The sequence below is a fragment of the Rhodococcus sp. 05-2254-6 genome (assembly GCF_002258565.1).
GTDB lineage: Bacteria > Actinomycetota > Actinomycetes > Mycobacteriales > Mycobacteriaceae > Rhodococcoides.
In genome coordinates this window covers 34,544-52,094 of record NZ_NOZF01000019.1, presented here as the reverse complement: position 1 = coordinate 52,094, position 17,551 = coordinate 34,544, and the positions used below count along the sequence as shown (strand labels likewise).

Sequence of the window (17,551 nt, the reverse complement as noted above, 5' to 3'; positions counted from 1 at the left end):
GCAGAAAGCACACACCGGCGAAGCTGAGCAGCAGGCTGAGGGTCATGGGTACATGAGAACACCCGGTTCGAGTTGGGTCCAACTGACGTGAGTGTCCACAATTCTCATCGAGAAGCGGAATCCCGTTCGCCGAACCGAATAGTGGACACTCAGCGCACCAGAGAAACCCGACTACCCGCGCAGGCGATCCGCCGCAGCCTCGATGCGTTCGTCCGTGGCCGTGAGTGCGATGCGCACGTGCTGTCCACCGTTCGGACCGTAGAACTCTCCCGGTGCAGCGAGGATGCCGCGTTCGGCGAGCCAGTCGACGGTGTCGCGGCACGCTTCGCCCCGCGTCGCCCACAGGTACAGCCCGGCCTCGGAGTGGTCGACGGTGAATCCGGCTGCTTCGACGGCTTCCTTCAATACAGTCCTGCGTGATCGGTAACGCTCGCGCTGGATGTTCTCGTGTTCGTCGTCGGCCAGTGCGGCGGTCATGGCGGCCTGGATCGGCAACGGCACCATCATGCCCGCGTGCTTGCGTACCTCGAGCAACTCGGCAACCAGGGATGCGTCGCCGGTGACGAAGCCGGCGCGGTAGCTGGCCAGATTCGAGGTCTTCGAAAGCGAGTGCACCGCAAGCAGATTGGTGTGATCGCCGTCGCACACGCGCGGATCCAACACGGAGACCGCTTCGGCGTCCCAGGTCAGTCCCAGGTAGCACTCGTCCGAGACGACGATGGCGTCACGCTCGCGGGCCCACTCGACGACTTTGCGGAGATGCTCGACTCCGAGCACCTTGCCGGACGGGTTGGACGGTGAATTGACGAAGATCAGCGACGCCCGCTCGGGGCCCAGACGCGACAACCCGTCGGCTCGCATAATTCGCGCGCCCGCCAGCAGTGCCCCCACTTCGTAAGTGGGGTAGGCCAATTCGGGGATGACAACCAGGTCGTCGGCTCCCAGGCCGAGCAGCGTCGGCAGCCAGGCGATCATTTCCTTGGTGCCGATGGCCGGGAGCACCGCGTCGGGCGAGAGACCGGTGATCGAGTACCGACGCTCGAGCGCGGCCACCGCGGCCTCGCGCAACGCGACGGTACCGACCGTGGTGGGGTAACCGGGCTCGCCCGCAACGGAATTCAAGGCCGTACGGATCACCTGCGCAACCGGATCCACCGGTGTACCCACCGACAGGTTGACGATGCCGCCCGGGTGCGCCGACGCCTTCTCCTTGGCAGCGGTCAACGAGTCCCATGGAAAATCGGGCAGCGCCGCTGCCACCGCTCTGCGTGCCAAGGCGTCAGTTCTCGCCCATGGGAGGCAGAGCCTTGATGAACGGCGGGTCGTAGTCGGTCTTGCCGAGCTTCGCAGCGCCGCCGGGAGATCCCAGGTCGTCGAAGAAGTCGACGTTGGCACCGACGTATGCGCTCCACTGCTCGGGCACGTCGTCCTCGTAGAAAATGGCCTCGACGGGGCACACGGGCTCGCAGGCTCCGCAGTCGACGCATTCGTCGGGGTGGATGTACAGCATTCGGTTACCCTCGTAGATGCAATCCACCGGGCACTCTTCGATGCACGCTTTGTCCAGTACATCTACGCACGGTTCTGCAATCGAGTAGGTCACTGCTGCTCTCCCCTCCTGTATCGATCGTGGGCGCTCGCGCGCCCTGAGCATCCTAGTATCGCGGTCCGAACCTGGAGCAAACCGACCAGGGTGACCTCACCTGGCTCGATCGGCTATCGCCGCAGCTGCTTCGCGGGCGAGTCGGCCCCGAGGTTCGAGGCCTTCTTGTGGGCCGCAAGCCACTTGCGGCCCTGCTTGGCGGCACGAGAGAGCGCGCCTCGCTCGCCGAAGTATCCGGCGACACCACCGACGACCGGGATGGCACCGAGCACGCGGTAGATGCCACGAGGATGCGGACGCTTCTCCAGCTCACCCGCGACGTCGCGCAGCACGTTGGCGATCTGCCACATGCCTCGCAGCAGCGCGAACGGACCCGACTTGGGGGACTCTTCCTTCTTCGCCGGAGCACTGTCGGCCAGGGACGTCAGGTCGCGCTTGCACAGCACCGAACCGAGTAGCGCCACATGCGTCTCGCGGTCGGTCACCCCTGATTCACGGGCCACGGCGACGAGCACCATCGCCTGGTTGGCGAACCCGAGCAGATCCTGGATCGGCAGGCGGTTGACCAGGATGCCGAACACACCGGGAAACGCGACGGCAACGGTGTTGAGAGCTCCGATGCGATTGACCCACCACTGCGACCGAGCGTCACTGCTGAGCTTCTCCCAGCCTGCGGTGCCCGGGAAGTCGGTGGTGTCGAAGGCCTTCGCGAGGAAATCGATGACGTTGTCGAGGGTCGAATCATCCGCAGAGGACTCGCGGAACGTCCTGCCCTTGAGCCCTATCGGGTCGCGTGTCGCGAGGATGTCGAGCACGGGATGGATGATGGCGACGGCACTGCTCAGCACCGCGGCGACGCGACGGTCGTCCATGTCAGACAAGCTCCATTTCGAGAGTGACCCCGAGGGTCAGATCAGGCCGGCAACGGACACCGCCGGAGCCGGGCCGTACGTGGTGGTGCGCTGACGAACCGGTCGTCCGATGCCGTCGGCGATCTCGTGCAGTTCCGCAACGGTCTTCTCCGAACCGTTCTGCGAACCCGCCATGCGTGAGATCGTCTCCTCCATCAGGGTCCCGCCCAGATCGTTCGCGCCCCCGTTCAGCATCGCCTGTGTACCCGTGATTCCCAATTTCACCCATGAGGTCTGAATATTGTCGATTCGGCCGTGCAGCATGATCCGGGCCAAAGCATGCACGGCGCGGTTGTCCCGGTTGGTCGGGCCGGGTCGCGAGGCCCCGGCCAGATACAGCGGCGAGGACTGGTGCACGAACGGCAGCGGCACGAACTCGGTGAACCCACCGGTCTTGTCCTGGATCTTCTTGAGCACGTTCAGATGGCCGACCCAGTGCGACGGATTGTCGACGTGGCCGTACATCATCGTCGAACTCGACCGCAGACCGACCTCGTGCGCGGTGGTGATCACTTCGATCCACTCGGCCGCGGGCAGCTTGCCCTTGGTGAGTACCCAGCGGACCTCGTCGTCGAGAATCTCCGCGGCCGTTCCCGGGATCGAGTCCAGCCCGGCGGCCCGGAGTTCGGTGAGCCACTCACGGATCGACTGACCGCCCCGCGATGCCCCGTTGACGATCTCCATCGGAGAGAAGGCGTGCACGTGCATCGACGGCACCTTGGCCTTGACCGCGCGAACCAGATCGGCGTAACCCGTCACCGGCAGTTCGGGGTCGATCCCGCCCTGCATGCACACCTCGGTGGCCCCGACGACGTGCGCTTCCCACGCCCGATCGGCGACCTCGGTGGTGGACAACGTGAATGCGTCGGCGTCACCCTTGCGCTGAGCGAACGCGCAGAAACGGCAGCCGGTGTAGCAGATGTTGGTGAAGTTGATGTTCCGGTTCACCACGTAGGTGACGGTGTCTCCGTTGACCTGCTTGCGCAGATCGTCGGCGAGGGCAGCGACAGCGTCCATTCCCGGGCCCTCGGCGGTCGCGAGCGCGAGGTACTGCTCGTCGGACAACCCGGCCGGGTCCTTCTCCGCAGCCGTCAACGCCGAGACCAGGTCCCGGTCCACCCGTTCGAGGCCCGCGAGATCACGCACCTGCTCGCGGATCGAATCCCAGTCGCCGAACGCATTCGCCAAATCCGAACGCGTCTCGGTGTTACGCCCCTGGGTGTCGATCTCGGTGTTCAGGTCGACGCGGCCCGAGGACTCCCACTCCTCGTCCGGCTCCTGCCACGGCAGCCCCGTCGGGTTCACGTTCTCGCGCGCCATGCCCGTTTCGGGATCGGCCAGCGCCCGCACGTGCGCCGATATCCGCGGATCGATCCACGGAGCACCGGCGAGGACGTACTGCGGCTGCGCTGCAACACGTTCCACCAAGCGGTAGCCCGCCTTGTCGGACAGTTCCGCCAGGGTGTCGAGGTTCGGCCACGGCCGCTCGGGATTGACGTGATCGGGGGTCAGAGGCGAGACCCCGCCCCAATCGTCGACGCCTGCGCCCAGCAACGCTGCGGTCTCCTCCGCTGCCACCAGGTTCGGCGGAGCCTGAATCCGCATCGACGGGCCGACCACCATCCGCGTCACCGCGATCGTCGCCAGGAATTCCTCGAGACCGGCGTCGGGAACGGACCGCATCGCGGTATCGGACTTGGCCAGGAAGTTCTGCACGATGATTTCTTGCACGTGCCCGAAAGATTTGTGCACCTTGCGAATTGCCATGATCGACTCGGCGCGGTCACGCAGCGTCTCGCCGATACCGACCAGAATGCCGGTCGTGAACGGAATGTTGAGCCGTCCCGCGTCGGTCAGCGTGCGCAGGCGAACCTCGGGATCCTTGTCCGGACTGCCGTAGTGCGCCTGCCCCTTCTCCTCGAACAACCGACGCGAGGTGGTCTCGAGCATCATCCCCATCGACGGGGCGACCGGCTTGAGGCGCGAGAGTTCCTGCCACGACATCACTCCGGGATTGAGGTGCGGCAGCAAACCGGTCTCCTCGAGCACCCTGATCGACATGGCGCGCACGTAGTCGAGCGTGGAGTCGTAGCCGCGCGAGTCGAGCCACGCCTTGGCCTCGGGCCACCGCTCCTCCGGCCGGTCGCCGAGAGTGAACAGCGCTTCCTTGCAGCCCAGCGCGGCACCCTTGCGGGCGACGTCGATGATCTCGTCGGGGTCCATGAACATCCCGTGCCCGGAAGCGTTGAGCTTGCCCGGGACCGTGACGAACGTGCAGTAGTGGCACTTGTCGCGGCACAACCGGGTGATGGGTACGAACACCTTTCGCGAGTACGACACCGTCTTCGGACGCCCCGCCGACTCGAGCCCCGCATCACGAACCCGCGCAGCCGACGCCATCAGATCCACCAGATCGTCCCCACGCGCGTACAGCAGAACCGTCGCCTCGTCGACGTTCAACGAGACTCCGTCCCGGGCACGACGCAGAACGCGGCGCATGGCAGAAGCAGCTGGAGCGGTGTCAGGCAACGAAGTCACCAGTCGATCATGCGCTTCCTGGTACGCACGTGCCACCCGCCCCTCCCCTACTCGGGTCGTTCCGCAGACTCCACTCCCGGCTTGCTAGGTCATTCCGCAGGCTCCACTCCCGGCTTGCTAGGTCATTCCGCAGGCTCCACTCCCGGCTACTCGGGTCGCTCCGCAGGCTCCGGGGTGGTGGATACCAAACGACACCCATAGGTTTGTACCCGTGACAACGATGACCGATCCACAGTGGCAACCGTCTCCGCGCGCACGTCTGCTCTGGGCTCTGAGTGCCGGTCTGCTGTGGGTACCGATCTTCGTCGCCCAGATCGTGTGGGCAATCGTCGACTCGAATTGGACGACCTGGCCGCATGTGGCCGTCTTCGTCGCCTCGGTCGTGCTCGCTGTGCTGCACATCGCGATCGTGCCCCAGTGGCGGTATCGCGTGCATCGCTGGGAGATCAGTGACACCGCGGTCTACACCCGCACCGGCTGGCTGAGCCAGGAGCGACGCATCGCACCGATCTCGCGGGTACAGACAGTCGACACCGAGCGCGGACCTCTCGATCGCCTGCTGGGGTTGGCCACGGTCACGGTCACGACGGCGTCCTCTGCCGGCGCGGTGAAGATCACGGCGCTCGACCAGGAAGTCGCGGACAAGACGGTCGCGCGACTCACCGACATCGCCGGCCGTACCGTCGGAGACGCAACGTGACCGTCGGTGACCCTCAGGATCAGGCAGAACTGCTGGCCGTCGAGGAGGAGCAACCGTGGCTGCGCCTGGACAAGCGAATGTTGTTGGTACATCCGGTGAACGAGGGCATCAAGCTCCTGCCCGTATTGCTGATCTCGTTCTTCGTCGGCAGCCAGAGCGGTAACCACTACTGGAGTCTCGGCATTCTCGTGGTCGTCGTGGTGTTCGCGATCCTGCGGTGGTTCACCACCAGTTACCGGATCGGTCCGGTGCACGTGCAGCTGCGCAGCGGGGTGCTGCAGAAGAAAGTTCTGTCCATTCCGCGCAACAGGATTCGGTCGGTCGATGTGGAGGCCAACGTTCTGCACCGGGTGCTGGGGCTGTCCATCCTGCGTATCGGCACCGGCCGACAAGCAGGCAACGGCGAGGCCTTCGAGCTCAACGCTCTCGACACGTCACTGGTGCCTGCGCTTCGTGGAGATCTGCTGCAGCGGGTCTCTGGACAGATACCGACGTCCGACGGGATGCCGACGGCGGCATCGGGGCCCGAAGTGGAGATCGCTCACTGGCAGTTCTCGTGGGTGCGGTTCGCACCGTTCTCCATCACCGGCATCGTCACCATCGCCGCGGCCGTCGGTGTGCTGTTCCAGTACGGACTCGGGCGAACATTGGCGGAGTCCTCGGTGGTCTCCAACAGTATCGATTCCGCAGAGCAACTGGGAATCGCATTGTTCGTGGTCGTGGCCCTGATTGCGCTGCTGGTCGTGTCGAGCATCTTCGCGTGCGTTCGCTACCTGTTGACCTACGCCAACCTGACGGTCACCGATCAGGGGCGCACGCTGCACGTCAGTCACGGACTGCTGCGGACCCGTCAGTCGACACTCGATCGCAAGCGGCTGCGCGGCACGTCACTGTCCGAGCCACTGCTGCTGCGCGCGGTGAAAGGTGCCAGGCTCGACGCCATCATGACCGGCGTCAGCGCCGAGAAGAAGGAATCGTCGCTGCTGCTCCCCCAGGCCCCGCGCGCCGAGGCACTCCGCATGATGACCACGGTCCTCGGCGACGCCGGGTTGCACGGCGGTGCCGACCGCCCCCTGCTGCAGCACGGACCTGCGGCGCGGCGTCGCCGCTACACCCGGGCGGTGCTGCCGGTGGTGGTCATCGCGGCCGGCCTTTCAATCGCGCAGTACGTCGGCGCGCCCATCCCGATACTCGCCTGGATCACGCTCGGGGTGTTGTTCCTCGCCGCCTTCGGGCTCGCGCACGATCGCTTCCGTGGACTCGGCCACGCGGTACTGCCCGGTTGGCTCATCACCCGACACGGCTCGCTCGACAGGAGTCGGCACAGCCTCGAGGCCGCAGGCATCATCGGCTGGACGGTGCGGCAGACGTTCTTCCAGCGTCGCGCCGGGGTGGCCACCATCGTCGCGGCTACTCCGGCCGGCGTCGGCCACTACGAGGTGATCGACATCCCCATCGAGAACGCGTGGGCGATGATCGACGCCGTCACCCCTGGTGCCGGGGACATCTGGCTGCACCGAACCTGACATGACGCGGCCGCAGAGCATCGAGGAACTCGACCTCGCAGTGTCGGAATGCCGCGCCTGCCCGCGTCTGGTGCAATGGCGCGAGCAGGTCGCGCTCGAGAAGCGAGCCGCTTTTGCGAACGAAACATATTGGGGCAGAGCGGTTCCCAGTTTCGGACCCGCCGACGCGGCCATGCTGATCGTCGGGCTGGCCCCGGCAGCGCACGGCGGCAACCGCACCGGCCGGATGTTCACCGGAGACCGAAGCGGGGACGTTCTCTATCGCGCGATGCATGCGGTCGGTTTGGCCAACCAACCCACCGCCACACATATCGGAGACGGGTTGGCGCTCAACGGAGTTCGCATTGCCGCGCCGGTGCACTGCGCTCCACCGCAGAACAAGCCGACTCCCGCCGAGCGAGATGCATGCAGGCCCTGGCTGGACGACGAGTTGCGGTTGCTGCGCCCGACGCTACGGTCGGTGCTCGTTCTCGGTGCCTTCGGCTGGCAGTCCCTGTTGCCCATACTGGCGGCCAATGGATGGGAGATACCAAGGCCTGCACCGAAGTTCGGGCATGGAGCCAAGCTCGATCTGGGCTCGATCACCGTGTTCGCCAGCTATCACGTCAGCCAGCGAAACACCTTCACCGGACTGTTGACTCCGACGATGATCGAGGACGTACTGCGGGATGCGGGTCGGCATGCACGCTTGCTGTGATCGCCTTCATCCGGAACATGAACAGCAGCACTCCCGCGGGGCCCGCTCCGGCAACGATCAGCAGCATGGTGCGCCAATCGGCGAGCAGGAGAACGTCGCCGCCAGGCCCGCCGAACATGCACAGCAGAACCGCGGCGAACCATCCGATCAAGGGTGACGCCACCCAGAGCGGCCGCTCGGCGACCTTGCGCGCCGCCAGGATCAACGCGACGTTGGCAACTCCGCCGAGCAGTGCGCTGACGGGGAATTGCACCGAACCGAGGTAGGTCGGGAGAAAGAAGACCGACAGAATTCCGGACAGAAAGCCGTCGAACACCAGCACTGCGACCGTCGCCCAGGACACCAGGGCGACAGTATTGGATGCAGCTTTCGAGATCATGCGCCCAATACTGCCTTGACCCTGGTTGTTTCAGTGCGCCGGCACTCAGGAAACCGGCGGGTACCCGAGCGAGGTGAGCAGATTGCTCGCGCCCATGGCGATCTGACCCAGAACGTACTGGTACAGATCTGCCTGTGCGCCGAACTGCGGCTTGAGAGAATCGACGAACGCGACGATGGCGTCCTGCACTACCCAGTTGTACATGTGTGTTCCGCCCCTGCTGTGGTGAGATCGATGCCGTGGTCATTCAGTGATGCGAAGCACAGCCTAGTACGCCTGCGAAAAGGTCCGTCTCCCTGCCCGTCGCATCGCTGCCGGATTCGCCCCGCACGAGCACGTACTGCTCGTCGAGCAATATCGGCTGGGCGATGTCGTTGGACAGTGCGTACTCGTTGCCCGACGGCGCGACGGTCACCTGAGTCGCATGTGCGCGCAGTGCTTCCCGCTTGGCGTCGAGCACGCCCCGAATGTCGATACTGGTGGTGATCGTGCTTTCCGGGACGCTGGGCAGCTCACCGTCGACCGGCAGTCGCCATCCGGCCGGAAGCTCGTCGATCGCGGCGAGACCCGACTGCAGTTGATCGTGTCCGGTGACGGTCCAGTAGAACTTCGACACCTCCCACGGCGCTCCGGCAACGGGGTAGACCTCGGTTCCGCAGATCTCGACGGCCTCGGTCACCAGCGAGTGCACCTGCTGGTGATCGGGGTGGCCGTACCCGCCCTCGGGGTCGTAACCGACGACGACCTGCGGCCGGAGCTCCCGCATGACCGCCACGAGCGCTCCGAGGGCCTCGTCACGGTCCGCGTTGACGAATGCGCGCGGTTTGCGAGCCGCCGACGTCCCTGCCATCCCGGAATCCCGCCAGCGTCCGGCACCGCCGAGAAAGCGCGGCGGGTTGCAGCCCAGGGCAGCGAGCGCGCGGTGCAATTCCAGGATCCGGTAGCCGCCGAGCTGATCAGCGCGATCGACCACCAGATCGGCCCATGTCTCACCGATCACTTCTCCCTCCTCGCCGAGCGAGCAGGTGAGCACCGTGACCTCGGCCCCGGCGCGGACGTAATGCGCGATGGTGCCGCCGGTGGTGATGGTTTCGTCGTCCGGATGCGCGTGTACCAGGAGCAACCGCTGTGGCTCCGTCATCGCCTGATCCGTCATTGCCTGCCCTGTCATCGCTGGTTACTCGCCGTTCGTTCTGTCGTCCGTGTCACTGCCGGCATCGGCATCACTGCTGTCATCGGCCGAGCAGCTGCGCCAGATGCGGCAGCGATAGTGCCGTCACATCGGGTGCAGCAAGGTAATCCGGGTACGGCCCGCCGTCGCGATGGATCCAGGCGGTCGCCAGGCCTGCACGATGCGCGCCGTCGATGTCCCAGGGATGAACCGCGACGAGCATGGCGTCCTCGGGCTTCGCGCCGCACTGTTCGAGTGCGTAGCGGTAGGAGTCCGCGTGCGGCTTCCATCGACCGGCGGCCTCCACCGACAGCAACGACTCGAAAGTCTCGCGCACTCCGGCCTTGTCCAGCAGAGTCTGTGCCACCTGGACCGAACCGTTGCTCAGAGTGATCAGCCGGATGCCGAGTGCTGCCAGAGCAGTCACTCCCTCGACCACATCGGAATGAACGTCGAGCTCCGCGAAACCACCCATGATGTGGTCCACCGCGGCGTCCAGATCCGAGTTCGAGGCGGTGTCGAACAGCAGCGTACGAAGCGAACCGGAACCGATGACGGCGAAGGGCTGGGCAGCATCCGCTGCTGCCAACGCGAAGCCGTCACGGAGCAGGCCCGCGAACCACGTCGCGAACAAGTGCGGCGGAGCGCCCACGTCGGCGAACCGTGCCGGCATCGTGGACATGTCGGACAACGTCTCGTTCACGTCGAACACGATGACGGCGGGGCGATCGATGCGAGTCACCGGGGCGTCCGCATCCACTGCGGAGCGTCGGCGAAGATCCCGACCTCGACCGGGCCGGTCAGCGAGACGCCGGTGATGCCGGGTACGGCGGCCACCACGGACGCGTCCTGCATGATCGGCAGCGTCGACGCCAGCGACCACAGCCTCGGCTCGACGTCGTTTCTGGCCACGGAGGACTCGAGACCGCTCACCAGTGCCCTGTCGATCGTCGGTTGCAGTTCCGGAACACACAGACCGGACAGATTTCGCGGTATCTCGACGCCGTCGCCGCTGCTGTCGGCGGGCTCGTCGACGCAGCCGAACCGGGAGGCGAGGGCCGTGGCGGGGTCGACTCCCGCGCTGGTCCATCCGACCACCGCGTCGACGGTTCCGTCGGTCAACGCCGTCGAGTACAGCTCGTCGGCGGGAAGTGGGGTCACGGTCGCATCGATGCCTGCGCCGACGAGTTCGTCTGCGGCCGTTCCGGCGACCGCGAGCGCGATGTCGTCGTTCTCGACGGCACCGATCACGAACCGCAACGCGGTGCCGGTCGCGTCCGCAAGCCTGGTGACACTCGGGCCCGGAGCGCTGGTGGCCGTCGGGTCAGGACTTGTCGTCGGAGCGGCGGTGGTCGGCGCGCTCGGGTTCGGGGTCGATGTCACCACGGCATCGGGTGTCGGTACGAACCCGGCCCGTTCGAGCAGTTGGAGGGCAGCTGTTCTGCCGATGGGGGCCGGTGCCGTCGCGGTGTATCCGGGGTCGGACGGCGAGGACAGCTGCGCTGCAGCCCGGCGATCCGTCGCGCCACCGCCGGCTCCGACCGTCGCCAGCAGATCGGGGTCGAGTAGACCCAGTATCCCCTGTCGCACAATCGAATTCGACATGTTCGGCGCTCGCCCGTTGACCGTCATCGACAGCACTCGGGATTGCCGGATGGTGTCGGTCCGCACGCCGGGAATTGCCGAGAGTTGGGCTCGCAGGGCCGAGTCGCCACGAACCTGGGCGATCTGAGCGTCACTGGACCGCAGTGAATCGGCCAGCTGCGCGGAGGTGCCCCCGCGGCGGATGAGGATCTGGTCGGGTGATGCGGGCTCGCCCCAGAATCGGTCGTTGCGTTCGAGCAGAATCTCGTCCCGACCCCGGTCGACGGTCTTGATGTTGAACCGAGAACCGGAGACCGGCACATTGTCCGTCAGGCCGCCCTGAAAACCGCCGGGTGAGTCCTTGAGCAGATGCGAGGGCACCAGATCGGCGAACAGTCGCTGCCAGGCCGGGTACGGTGCCGAGAGTGTCACGTCGACCGTCTTGCCACCGCCCGAGGATGCGACGTCGTCGATCAAGGCGTACCCGGCCGGATCGACGACGCCGGGCTGAGTGGTCATCTGCTGCCACAGGTAGCGGAAATCCTCGGCGGCGATCGGCGCGCTGTCGGACCACTGGGCCTCGTTGCGCAGCTGATAGCGAATGGTGAACGGCGATTGCGACGTCACCTCGGCCGAGATCAACAGCGACAGGTCCGGTTCCCAGGTCGTCACCCCGGTGTCCGGGTCGCGCGAGGGACGGAACGGGCTGGGCAGTACCAGCGAACCGACCGCGGCAGTGGCAGGCGACTGATCTGCCAGAAGATGGGGGTTGAAGCCGATGCCGACATCGTCGATGGCGACGACGACCGGGTCACCGGTCTTCGCCGGCACCATCGTGGTGCTGACCGTGGTCTCGATGCTCTCGATCGGGGGCGGGGGATCCGCAGTGCACGCGGTGAGTACCAGAGCGATGGCAGAAACCAGAACCGTCGGCATCAGCACCTTGCGCAACGAGGATCTCCTTCGTAGTCGGCTACCTTGTGCGACAGAAGCGACGCGCCCCACAAGGGTGACACGTCGCTTCTGCCGCACGAAGTGAGTCTTAGAGAGCAGCCTTGTCGCGAGTCTTGCTCCGCGAACGCTCACGAGCGCGCTCGTTGGAATCGAGGTGCACCTTGCGGACGCGGACGACCTCGGGGGTCACCTCGACGCACTCGTCGCCAGCACAGAACTCCATGGCCATTTCCAGGTCCAGCTTCTTGGGCTTGGCCAGGGTCTCCATGACGTCTGCGGAGGACTGACGCATGTTGGTCAGCTTCTTCTCGCGGGTGACGTTGATGTCGAGGTCTTCCTGACGCGGGTTGATGCCCACGACCATGCCCTCGTAGGTGTCTGCGCCCGGCTCGACGAAGAACGTGCCGCGATCGGCCAGCTGGATCATCGCGAACGGAGTGACGGTGCCGTGACGGTCCGACACGAGCGAACCGGTGTGGCGGGCGCGGATCTCGCCGGCCCACGGCGCGTAGCCGTGAAAGACGGCGTTGGCGATGCCGGTACCGCGAGTGTCCGTGAGGAACTCGGTGCGGAAACCGATCAGGCCACGCGACGGAACGATGAATTCCATGCGAACCCAGCCTGCGCCGTGGTTCGTCATCTGGACCATCTTGCCCTTGCGTGCGGCGAGCAGCTGAGTGACCGCGCCGAGGTACTCCTCCGGTGTGTCGACCATGAGCTCTTCGAAGGGCTCGTGCAGTTTGCCGTCGACCGTCTGGGTGACCACCTGGGGCTTGCCGACGGTGAGCTCGAAGCCCTCACGACGCATCTGCTCGACGAGGATGGCGAGAGCGAGCTCGCCACGACCCTGGACCTCCCAGGCATCGGGGCGACCGATGTCGAGGACCTTGAGCGAGACGTTACCGATGAGCTCCTGGTCCAGACGGCTCTTGACCATGCGCGAGGTCAGCTTGTGGCCGCTGACGCGTCCGACGAGCGGGCTCGTGTTGGTGCCGATGGTGACCGAGATGGCCGGCTGGTCGACGGTGATGCGCGGCAGGGCAACCGGGTTCTCGAGGTCGGCGAGGGTGTCGCCGATCATGATGTCCGGGAAGCCTGCGACGGCGACGATGTCTCCTGCAACACCCTTCTCGCCGGGCACGCGCTCGACGCCGATGGTGTTGAGCAGCTCGGTGATCTTGGCCTTCTGGACGACGGGCTCGCCGTCGACCTCACGCATCCAGCACACGGTCTGGCCCTTGGAGAGCTGTCCGTTGTGGATACGGACCAGGGCGAGACGGCCGAGGAAGGCCGACGCGTCGAGGTTGGTGACGTGCGCCTGCAGCGGAGCGTCGACGTTGCCCTTGGGCGCGGGGACGTAGCTGAGCAGGACCTCGAAGAGCTCGTCGAGGTTCTCGGCGTCGGGGGCGTGGCCGTTCTCGGGCTGAACCTTCGAGGCCTTGCCTTCACGGCCGGAGGCGTAGAGAACCGGAAGGTCCAGCGCCAGCTCGGCGGCTTCGGATGCCTCGTCGTCCAGGTCGGACGCGAGGTCGAGGAGCAGATCGTGGCTCTCCGAGACGACCTCTTCGATACGCGCGTCGGGACGGTCGGTCTTGTTCACGACCAGAATCACCGGCAGCGAGGCGGCGAGCGCCTTGCGGAGCACGAAGCGGGTCTGCGGAAGCGGGCCCTCGGATGCGTCGACGAGGAGGACGACACCGTCGACCATGGACAGGCCGCGCTCGACCTCTCCGCCGAAGTCGGCGTGGCCGGGGGTGTCGATCACGTTGATGACGGTGATGGTGCCGTCGGCATTGCGCTTGTGGACGGCCGTGTTCTTGGCCAGGATCGTGATGCCTTTTTCTTTTTCGAGGTCACCCGAGTCCATGACGCGGTCGATCGCTTCGGCACGTTCCTCGAACGCGCCGGACTGTCGAAGCATGGCGTCGACCAGGGTGGTCTTGCCGTGGTCGACGTGTGCAACGATGGCGACGTTGCGGAAAGTGGTGGTGCTGTCGATGTTGTCTGCACTGCTTGGGGCGCTCACGCGAAAAATTCTCCTGGAGTCGAATGCGGGCTCTTGTTCGCTAGCGGGCTTATGTCGCTAGAGAAGCGCGCTGCACCGCGAGGTTCTCGCGACTGATCGAGTTTACCCGTAGTTCGGCAGTGCCCCGCGCCACCCTCAGGTCTGTGACCTGCGCCACCCATTAGTCTTGGTGCTCATGGGCAAGATAAAGGCCGCAGATGTCTCGGGGATGAAGCCCAAGAAAAAATGCTGCCGCAAGAAGGTTCGTTGCATCAAATGCCCCGTCGTGATCATGCGAATGAAGAAGCTGGAATCCGCGGGCGCGACCAAGAAAGACCTCAAGAAAGGCCTGAAGACCGCTCGGGCGAAGTGAGCAGAATTTCCTGCAACTCGGGCATCCAGAGTCGGTCGGCATCGACCAGATCCATCGTCGGCAGGGTTTCTGCGTCCACCCACCGTAGAGCCGAATGTTCAAGTGCTGCAGGAACTCCCGAGATGAGGCAGGCCCGGTACGCGCGGAGCACGAGACCGCCGGGCAGGTCGACGTCGCCGGTGAGCGCCGCGCCGATCGAGCACTCCACTCCCAGTTCCTCACGCAGCTCGCGCACCAGGGCCGCGTCCTCCGACTCCCCCGGCTCCACCTTGCCGCCGGGCAGTTCCCACCGGCCGGCCAGCTCGGGCGGACGAGTTCGTTGGGCGAGCAGCAGCCTGCCCTGGTGCGTCAATGCGGCTGCGACAACCACAGCGGCGGGGGTACCGGACATGCCACCATCTTTCTATGACCGAACTGCTGACCGACCGAGACATCGAGGACGCCCGACTCGCCGAATGGACCGTGGACGGGAAATCGCTGACGCGCACCGTCGAACTGGCGTCGTTTCCAGCGGCGATCCAGGCGGTGAACCGCGTGGCCGAGGCCGCGGAAGAGGCGGATCATCACCCCGACATCGACATCAGATGGCGGACGCTCACGTTCACGCTCTCGACGCACAGCGCGGGAGTGGAGCCTGCAGGAACGACCCAGAAGAAGGTCAGCGGGCTCACACAGAAGGATGTGGATCTGGCGCGTCGGATCGATGCCCTGATTGCGACTTGATGCGTCCGGCATAGACGACCCAGCCCAGGAACAGGGCCGCTCCGACGACATCGACCGCACCGGCCCACGCCTCGAGGCCGGGACGGGGAATGGTCCAGATCGATTCCTGGAAAAAGCTGAGCAGCCACGGCACACCCACGGTGACCGTCACCAACCAGTAGCCCGCGACGATCTTCGACCCGGCGACGTCGCGTAGCGGCCCGTGCACCAGCCAGATCACCATCGGGATCACCCAGATCCAGTGATGCGACCACGAGATGGGCGAGATCAGCAGGCCGAGGAGCTGCACGATCACCAGCGTGCCCAGATGGTCCTCGCGCCCGATCGCCCGCCATGCCGCGATCGCAAGTCCTGTCGCGAGTACGGCGGCGGCGAGCCACACCGGCCCCTGCCCGACGTCCTCCCCCGCGATCCGGCTGAGCGCGCCCCGCAGGGACTGATTCCAGACCGAGCCGACGGGGCCGATTCGGTCGGCATCGCCGAGCAGCGTGGTGAAGTAGGTGGCCGCCTGGTGTCCGAGCGCCGCGTAGCTGACCGCGACGGTGAGGGCGAAGGCCACTGCCGAGAACGCCGCTGCCTTCCACCGCCGAGTGGCCAGGAAGTACAGGCCGGTGATGGCCGGGGTCAGCTTGATTCCGGCAGCGAACCCGACCAGCCCGCCTGCCACCCACCATCTGCTGCTGCGTACCGCGACAATCGCCAGCAGCACCAGGAACACGTTGACCTGGCCGTAGTCCAGGGTCGTTCGAACGGGTTCGGACCACAGACCAAGCGCGGTCCACAGCATCGCGATACGCACCCAGCGCGGCTCGGCGGCACGCTCGTCGCCCAGAACCATCGACAGCGTCAGCTTCACCACGGCGAACAGCGCGATCATGGTCGCGGCCTGCCAGAGCACTCCGACCAGCGTGAACGGCAGATAGTGCAGCGGAAAGAACACGAGCGCGGCGAAAGGCGGGTACGTGAACGGGAGCGGGAAGTCCGGGGTCTGCACCGAGTACGTGTAGTCGTACAGATTTCCGCCGATAAGTGTCGCGGAGCCGTCGACGTAGACGTGCAGGTCAACGAGGTTCATACCGTTGGGCGTCGCGAAGGCCCAGACGAATCGGCTGATCACCGAGACCGCGAGCAGAACGGGGGCCAGCCGAACAAGTCGGTTCACTGTGCGTGCGGTTCCGTTCGGTATCGATGCCGTGTATCGATCGTCGAGCTTATAGGGCTCAGCTCACGCGCCCCAACCACCGATGCACCCGGGTAACATTTGCATCACCTTTCACACTGACAACTTCAGTAACAGGTTATCGTGTGCGTCTGCGGAGAATTCGCAGCGTGTGACCAATAGACTGCCCTGGCATAGATGCGACGGGGGAGGGCTCGATCGACAACAGCTGTACATCGGGGATTGCGCTACATAGAGTGACCCCTCGAGCACCGGCTGTCGCCGTGGGCCCGCGTCATGATCAGAATGGGGAATATCACCGTGCTTCGTACCCGCGGAACGCGTCGCGTAGTTACAGCTTTCGCCGTAGCCGCAGCCGCCGCACTAGTCGTGCCGACCAGCGCATCCGCACAGCCGTTGGTGCCGATGGCACCGGCAGATCTGCCCGCAGCACCGGCCGATCCCGCTGCTCTGATCGCTCAGTTCCTTCCCGCCCCCGGTGAGCCGATGCCCAACCTGGCCGAGGTGGAAGCACTCGCCTCGTTCGCACCGGCCATCGTCGGTGCCGCAGCCGGACCTGCCGACGTGGGAGCCGCCCCGGCCGCCGACCTGCTCGGTCAGGCCCGCGCGCTGCTCGAGACGGCGCAGCTGCCGGACCAGGTCAAGTCCCTGCTCGAACGGGTCATCACGTTCCTGGACGGCTCCGGCGGCGGCGGACCTGAACTGCCGTCCGACGGACCCGTCATCGCCCAGTTCTTGTACCCGACGCTCGGCGTGGGATGCATCTCCGACACCGCCGATTCCGTCGGAACCGCCTTGGCCGTACCCGGCCCAGCCACCCTGCCGCCTCCCGGACCCGGCGCAGGTCAGGCCGGCTTCGTCTTCACCGCTCTCGGCACCGCCCCGATTGCCGCCGAGCAGGCAGCTCCTCTGACGGTGACCTGGCTCAACATCGACAACCGTCGCTCGGGCACCCAGGATCTCACCGGCGCATCCATGATCAACACCGACGGTCCGGCGACGTTGTCCGCGATCGCCGACACCGGCCCCGGACGCGTTCTCTCGGTCGTCTCCGGTTCGATCACCACGCAGTCGAAGGAAGACCCGGCGGCAGCACCGCGCAGCTGCACCTTCCTGCCCACCATCGGTACGGTCTACGTCCCGTAGCTCGTATCTGCACTACTGACGCACTTCGCCCCCGGCTTCCGCGAGAAGCCGGGGGCGAACT

General features: G+C 65.8%; 18 protein-coding genes. 6 read left to right on the top strand and 12 right to left on the bottom strand.

What is annotated here, in order from left to right; genetic code table 11:
* Window positions 1–171: 171 nt before the first annotated feature.
* The 4 genes from dapC to CH256_RS02735 form a co-directional block, all read right to left on the bottom strand.
* On the bottom strand, window positions 172–1,275 hold the full coding sequence (gene dapC / locus CH256_RS02750) for a succinyldiaminopimelate transaminase (protein ID WP_094668807.1): 1,104 nt from the start codon (window positions 1,273–1,275) through the stop codon (window positions 172–174).
* 4 nt (window positions 1,276–1,279) lie between these two features.
* Window positions 1,280–1,603 (bottom strand): ferredoxin, encoded by a 324-nt coding sequence (gene fdxA, locus CH256_RS02745; protein ID WP_008714223.1) that lies wholly within the window; start codon window positions 1,601–1,603, stop codon window positions 1,280–1,282.
* Between the two features lie 113 nt (window positions 1,604–1,716).
* Window positions 1,717–2,475, bottom strand: a complete 759-nt coding sequence (locus tag CH256_RS02740) for a hypothetical protein (RefSeq protein ID WP_094668806.1) — start codon at window positions 2,473–2,475, stop codon at window positions 1,717–1,719.
* A gap of 36 nt (window positions 2,476–2,511) precedes the next feature.
* Window positions 2,512–5,052 carry a bifunctional FO biosynthesis protein CofGH gene (locus tag CH256_RS02735; protein ID WP_256980871.1) on the bottom strand — a complete coding sequence of 847 codons (2,541 nt, stop codon included), beginning with the start codon at window positions 5,050–5,052 and terminating at the stop codon, window positions 2,512–2,514.
* Window positions 5,053–5,272: 220 nt separating this feature from the next.
* On the opposite strand from CH256_RS02735, the gene CH256_RS02730 reads away from it, so the two are divergent.
* The 3 genes from CH256_RS02730 (at window position 5,273) to CH256_RS02720 (ending at window position 7,975) form a co-directional block, all read left to right on the top strand.
* Window positions 5,273–5,752, top strand: coding sequence for a PH domain-containing protein (locus tag CH256_RS02730; RefSeq protein WP_094668805.1), 480 nt, complete (start codon window positions 5,273–5,275; stop codon window positions 5,750–5,752).
* A 77-nt stretch (window positions 5,753–5,829) separates the two neighbouring features.
* Window positions 5,830–7,278, top strand: a complete 1,449-nt coding sequence (locus CH256_RS02725) for a PH domain-containing protein (RefSeq protein ID WP_256980878.1) — start codon at window positions 5,830–5,832, stop codon at window positions 7,276–7,278.
* Window position 7,279: 1 nt separating this feature from the next.
* On the top strand, window positions 7,280–7,975 hold the full coding sequence (locus CH256_RS02720) for a uracil-DNA glycosylase (protein ID WP_068052983.1): 696 nt from the start codon (window positions 7,280–7,282) through the stop codon (window positions 7,973–7,975).
* Here the strand turns inward: CH256_RS02720 and CH256_RS02715 are convergent.
* The 6 genes from CH256_RS02715 to typA all read right to left on the bottom strand — a co-directional run bounded on the left by CH256_RS02715 (window position 7,902) and on the right by typA (window position 14,089).
* Entirely contained in the window at window positions 7,902–8,354 is a 453-nt protein-coding gene (locus CH256_RS02715) for a hypothetical protein (RefSeq protein WP_068052980.1), read from the bottom strand. The genes CH256_RS02720 and CH256_RS02715 overlap by 74 nt on opposite strands.
* A 45-nt stretch (window positions 8,355–8,399) precedes the next feature.
* On the bottom strand, window positions 8,400–8,558 hold the full coding sequence (locus tag CH256_RS27910) for a hypothetical protein (protein ID WP_008714214.1): 159 nt from the start codon (window positions 8,556–8,558) through the stop codon (window positions 8,400–8,402).
* Between the two features lie 43 nt (window positions 8,559–8,601).
* A complete protein-coding gene (gene mshB, locus CH256_RS02710) occupies window positions 8,602–9,495 on the bottom strand; it encodes an N-acetyl-1-D-myo-inositol-2-amino-2-deoxy-alpha-D-glucopyranoside deacetylase (RefSeq protein ID WP_094641538.1) in 894 nt (297 codons plus the stop codon).
* A 91-nt stretch (window positions 9,496–9,586) separates the two neighbouring features.
* Window positions 9,587–10,267 (bottom strand): haloacid dehalogenase type II, encoded by a 681-nt coding sequence (locus CH256_RS02705; protein ID WP_068053003.1) that lies wholly within the window; start codon window positions 10,265–10,267, stop codon window positions 9,587–9,589.
* Window positions 10,264–12,045, bottom strand: a complete 1,782-nt coding sequence (locus tag CH256_RS02700) for an ABC transporter family substrate-binding protein (protein ID WP_094668803.1) — start codon at window positions 12,043–12,045, stop codon at window positions 10,264–10,266. Before CH256_RS02700 ends, CH256_RS02705 begins: the two co-directional genes overlap by 4 nt.
* Before the next feature lie 106 nt (window positions 12,046–12,151).
* On the bottom strand, window positions 12,152–14,089 hold the full coding sequence (gene typA, locus CH256_RS02695) for a translational GTPase TypA (protein ID WP_094668802.1): 1,938 nt from the start codon (window positions 14,087–14,089) through the stop codon (window positions 12,152–12,154).
* Window positions 14,090–14,264: 175 nt separating this feature from the next.
* Between typA and CH256_RS27905 the strand changes: the two genes are divergently transcribed.
* Window positions 14,265–14,441, top strand: coding sequence for a hypothetical protein (locus CH256_RS27905; protein ID WP_094609726.1), 177 nt, complete (start codon window positions 14,265–14,267; stop codon window positions 14,439–14,441).
* On the opposite strand, the gene CH256_RS02685 is transcribed toward CH256_RS27905, so the two are convergent.
* Window positions 14,407–14,832, bottom strand: a complete 426-nt coding sequence (locus tag CH256_RS02685) for a (deoxy)nucleoside triphosphate pyrophosphohydrolase (RefSeq protein WP_068052968.1) — start codon at window positions 14,830–14,832, stop codon at window positions 14,407–14,409. The two genes, CH256_RS27905 and CH256_RS02685, sit on opposite strands and share 35 nt — an antisense overlap.
* Before the next feature lie 14 nt (window positions 14,833–14,846).
* Here CH256_RS02685 and CH256_RS02680 point away from each other — a divergent pair, with 14 nt between their 5' ends.
* A complete protein-coding gene (locus CH256_RS02680) occupies window positions 14,847–15,164 on the top strand; it encodes a 4a-hydroxytetrahydrobiopterin dehydratase (protein WP_068052965.1) in 318 nt (105 codons plus the stop codon).
* Here the strand turns inward: CH256_RS02680 and CH256_RS02675 are convergent.
* Entirely contained in the window at window positions 15,109–16,326 is a 1,218-nt protein-coding gene (locus CH256_RS02675; RefSeq protein WP_094668801.1) for a mannosyltransferase, read from the bottom strand. The two genes, CH256_RS02680 and CH256_RS02675, sit on opposite strands and share 56 nt — an antisense overlap.
* Before the next feature lie 303 nt (window positions 16,327–16,629).
* Between CH256_RS02675 and CH256_RS02670 the strand changes: the two genes are divergently transcribed.
* The gene (locus tag CH256_RS02670; RefSeq protein ID WP_068052996.1) at window positions 16,630–17,490 is read left to right on the top strand and encodes an Rv1157c family protein; all 861 of its coding nucleotides are present in this window, start codon (window positions 16,630–16,632) and stop codon (window positions 17,488–17,490) included.
* The last annotated feature ends 61 nt before the right edge of the window (window positions 17,491–17,551 follow it).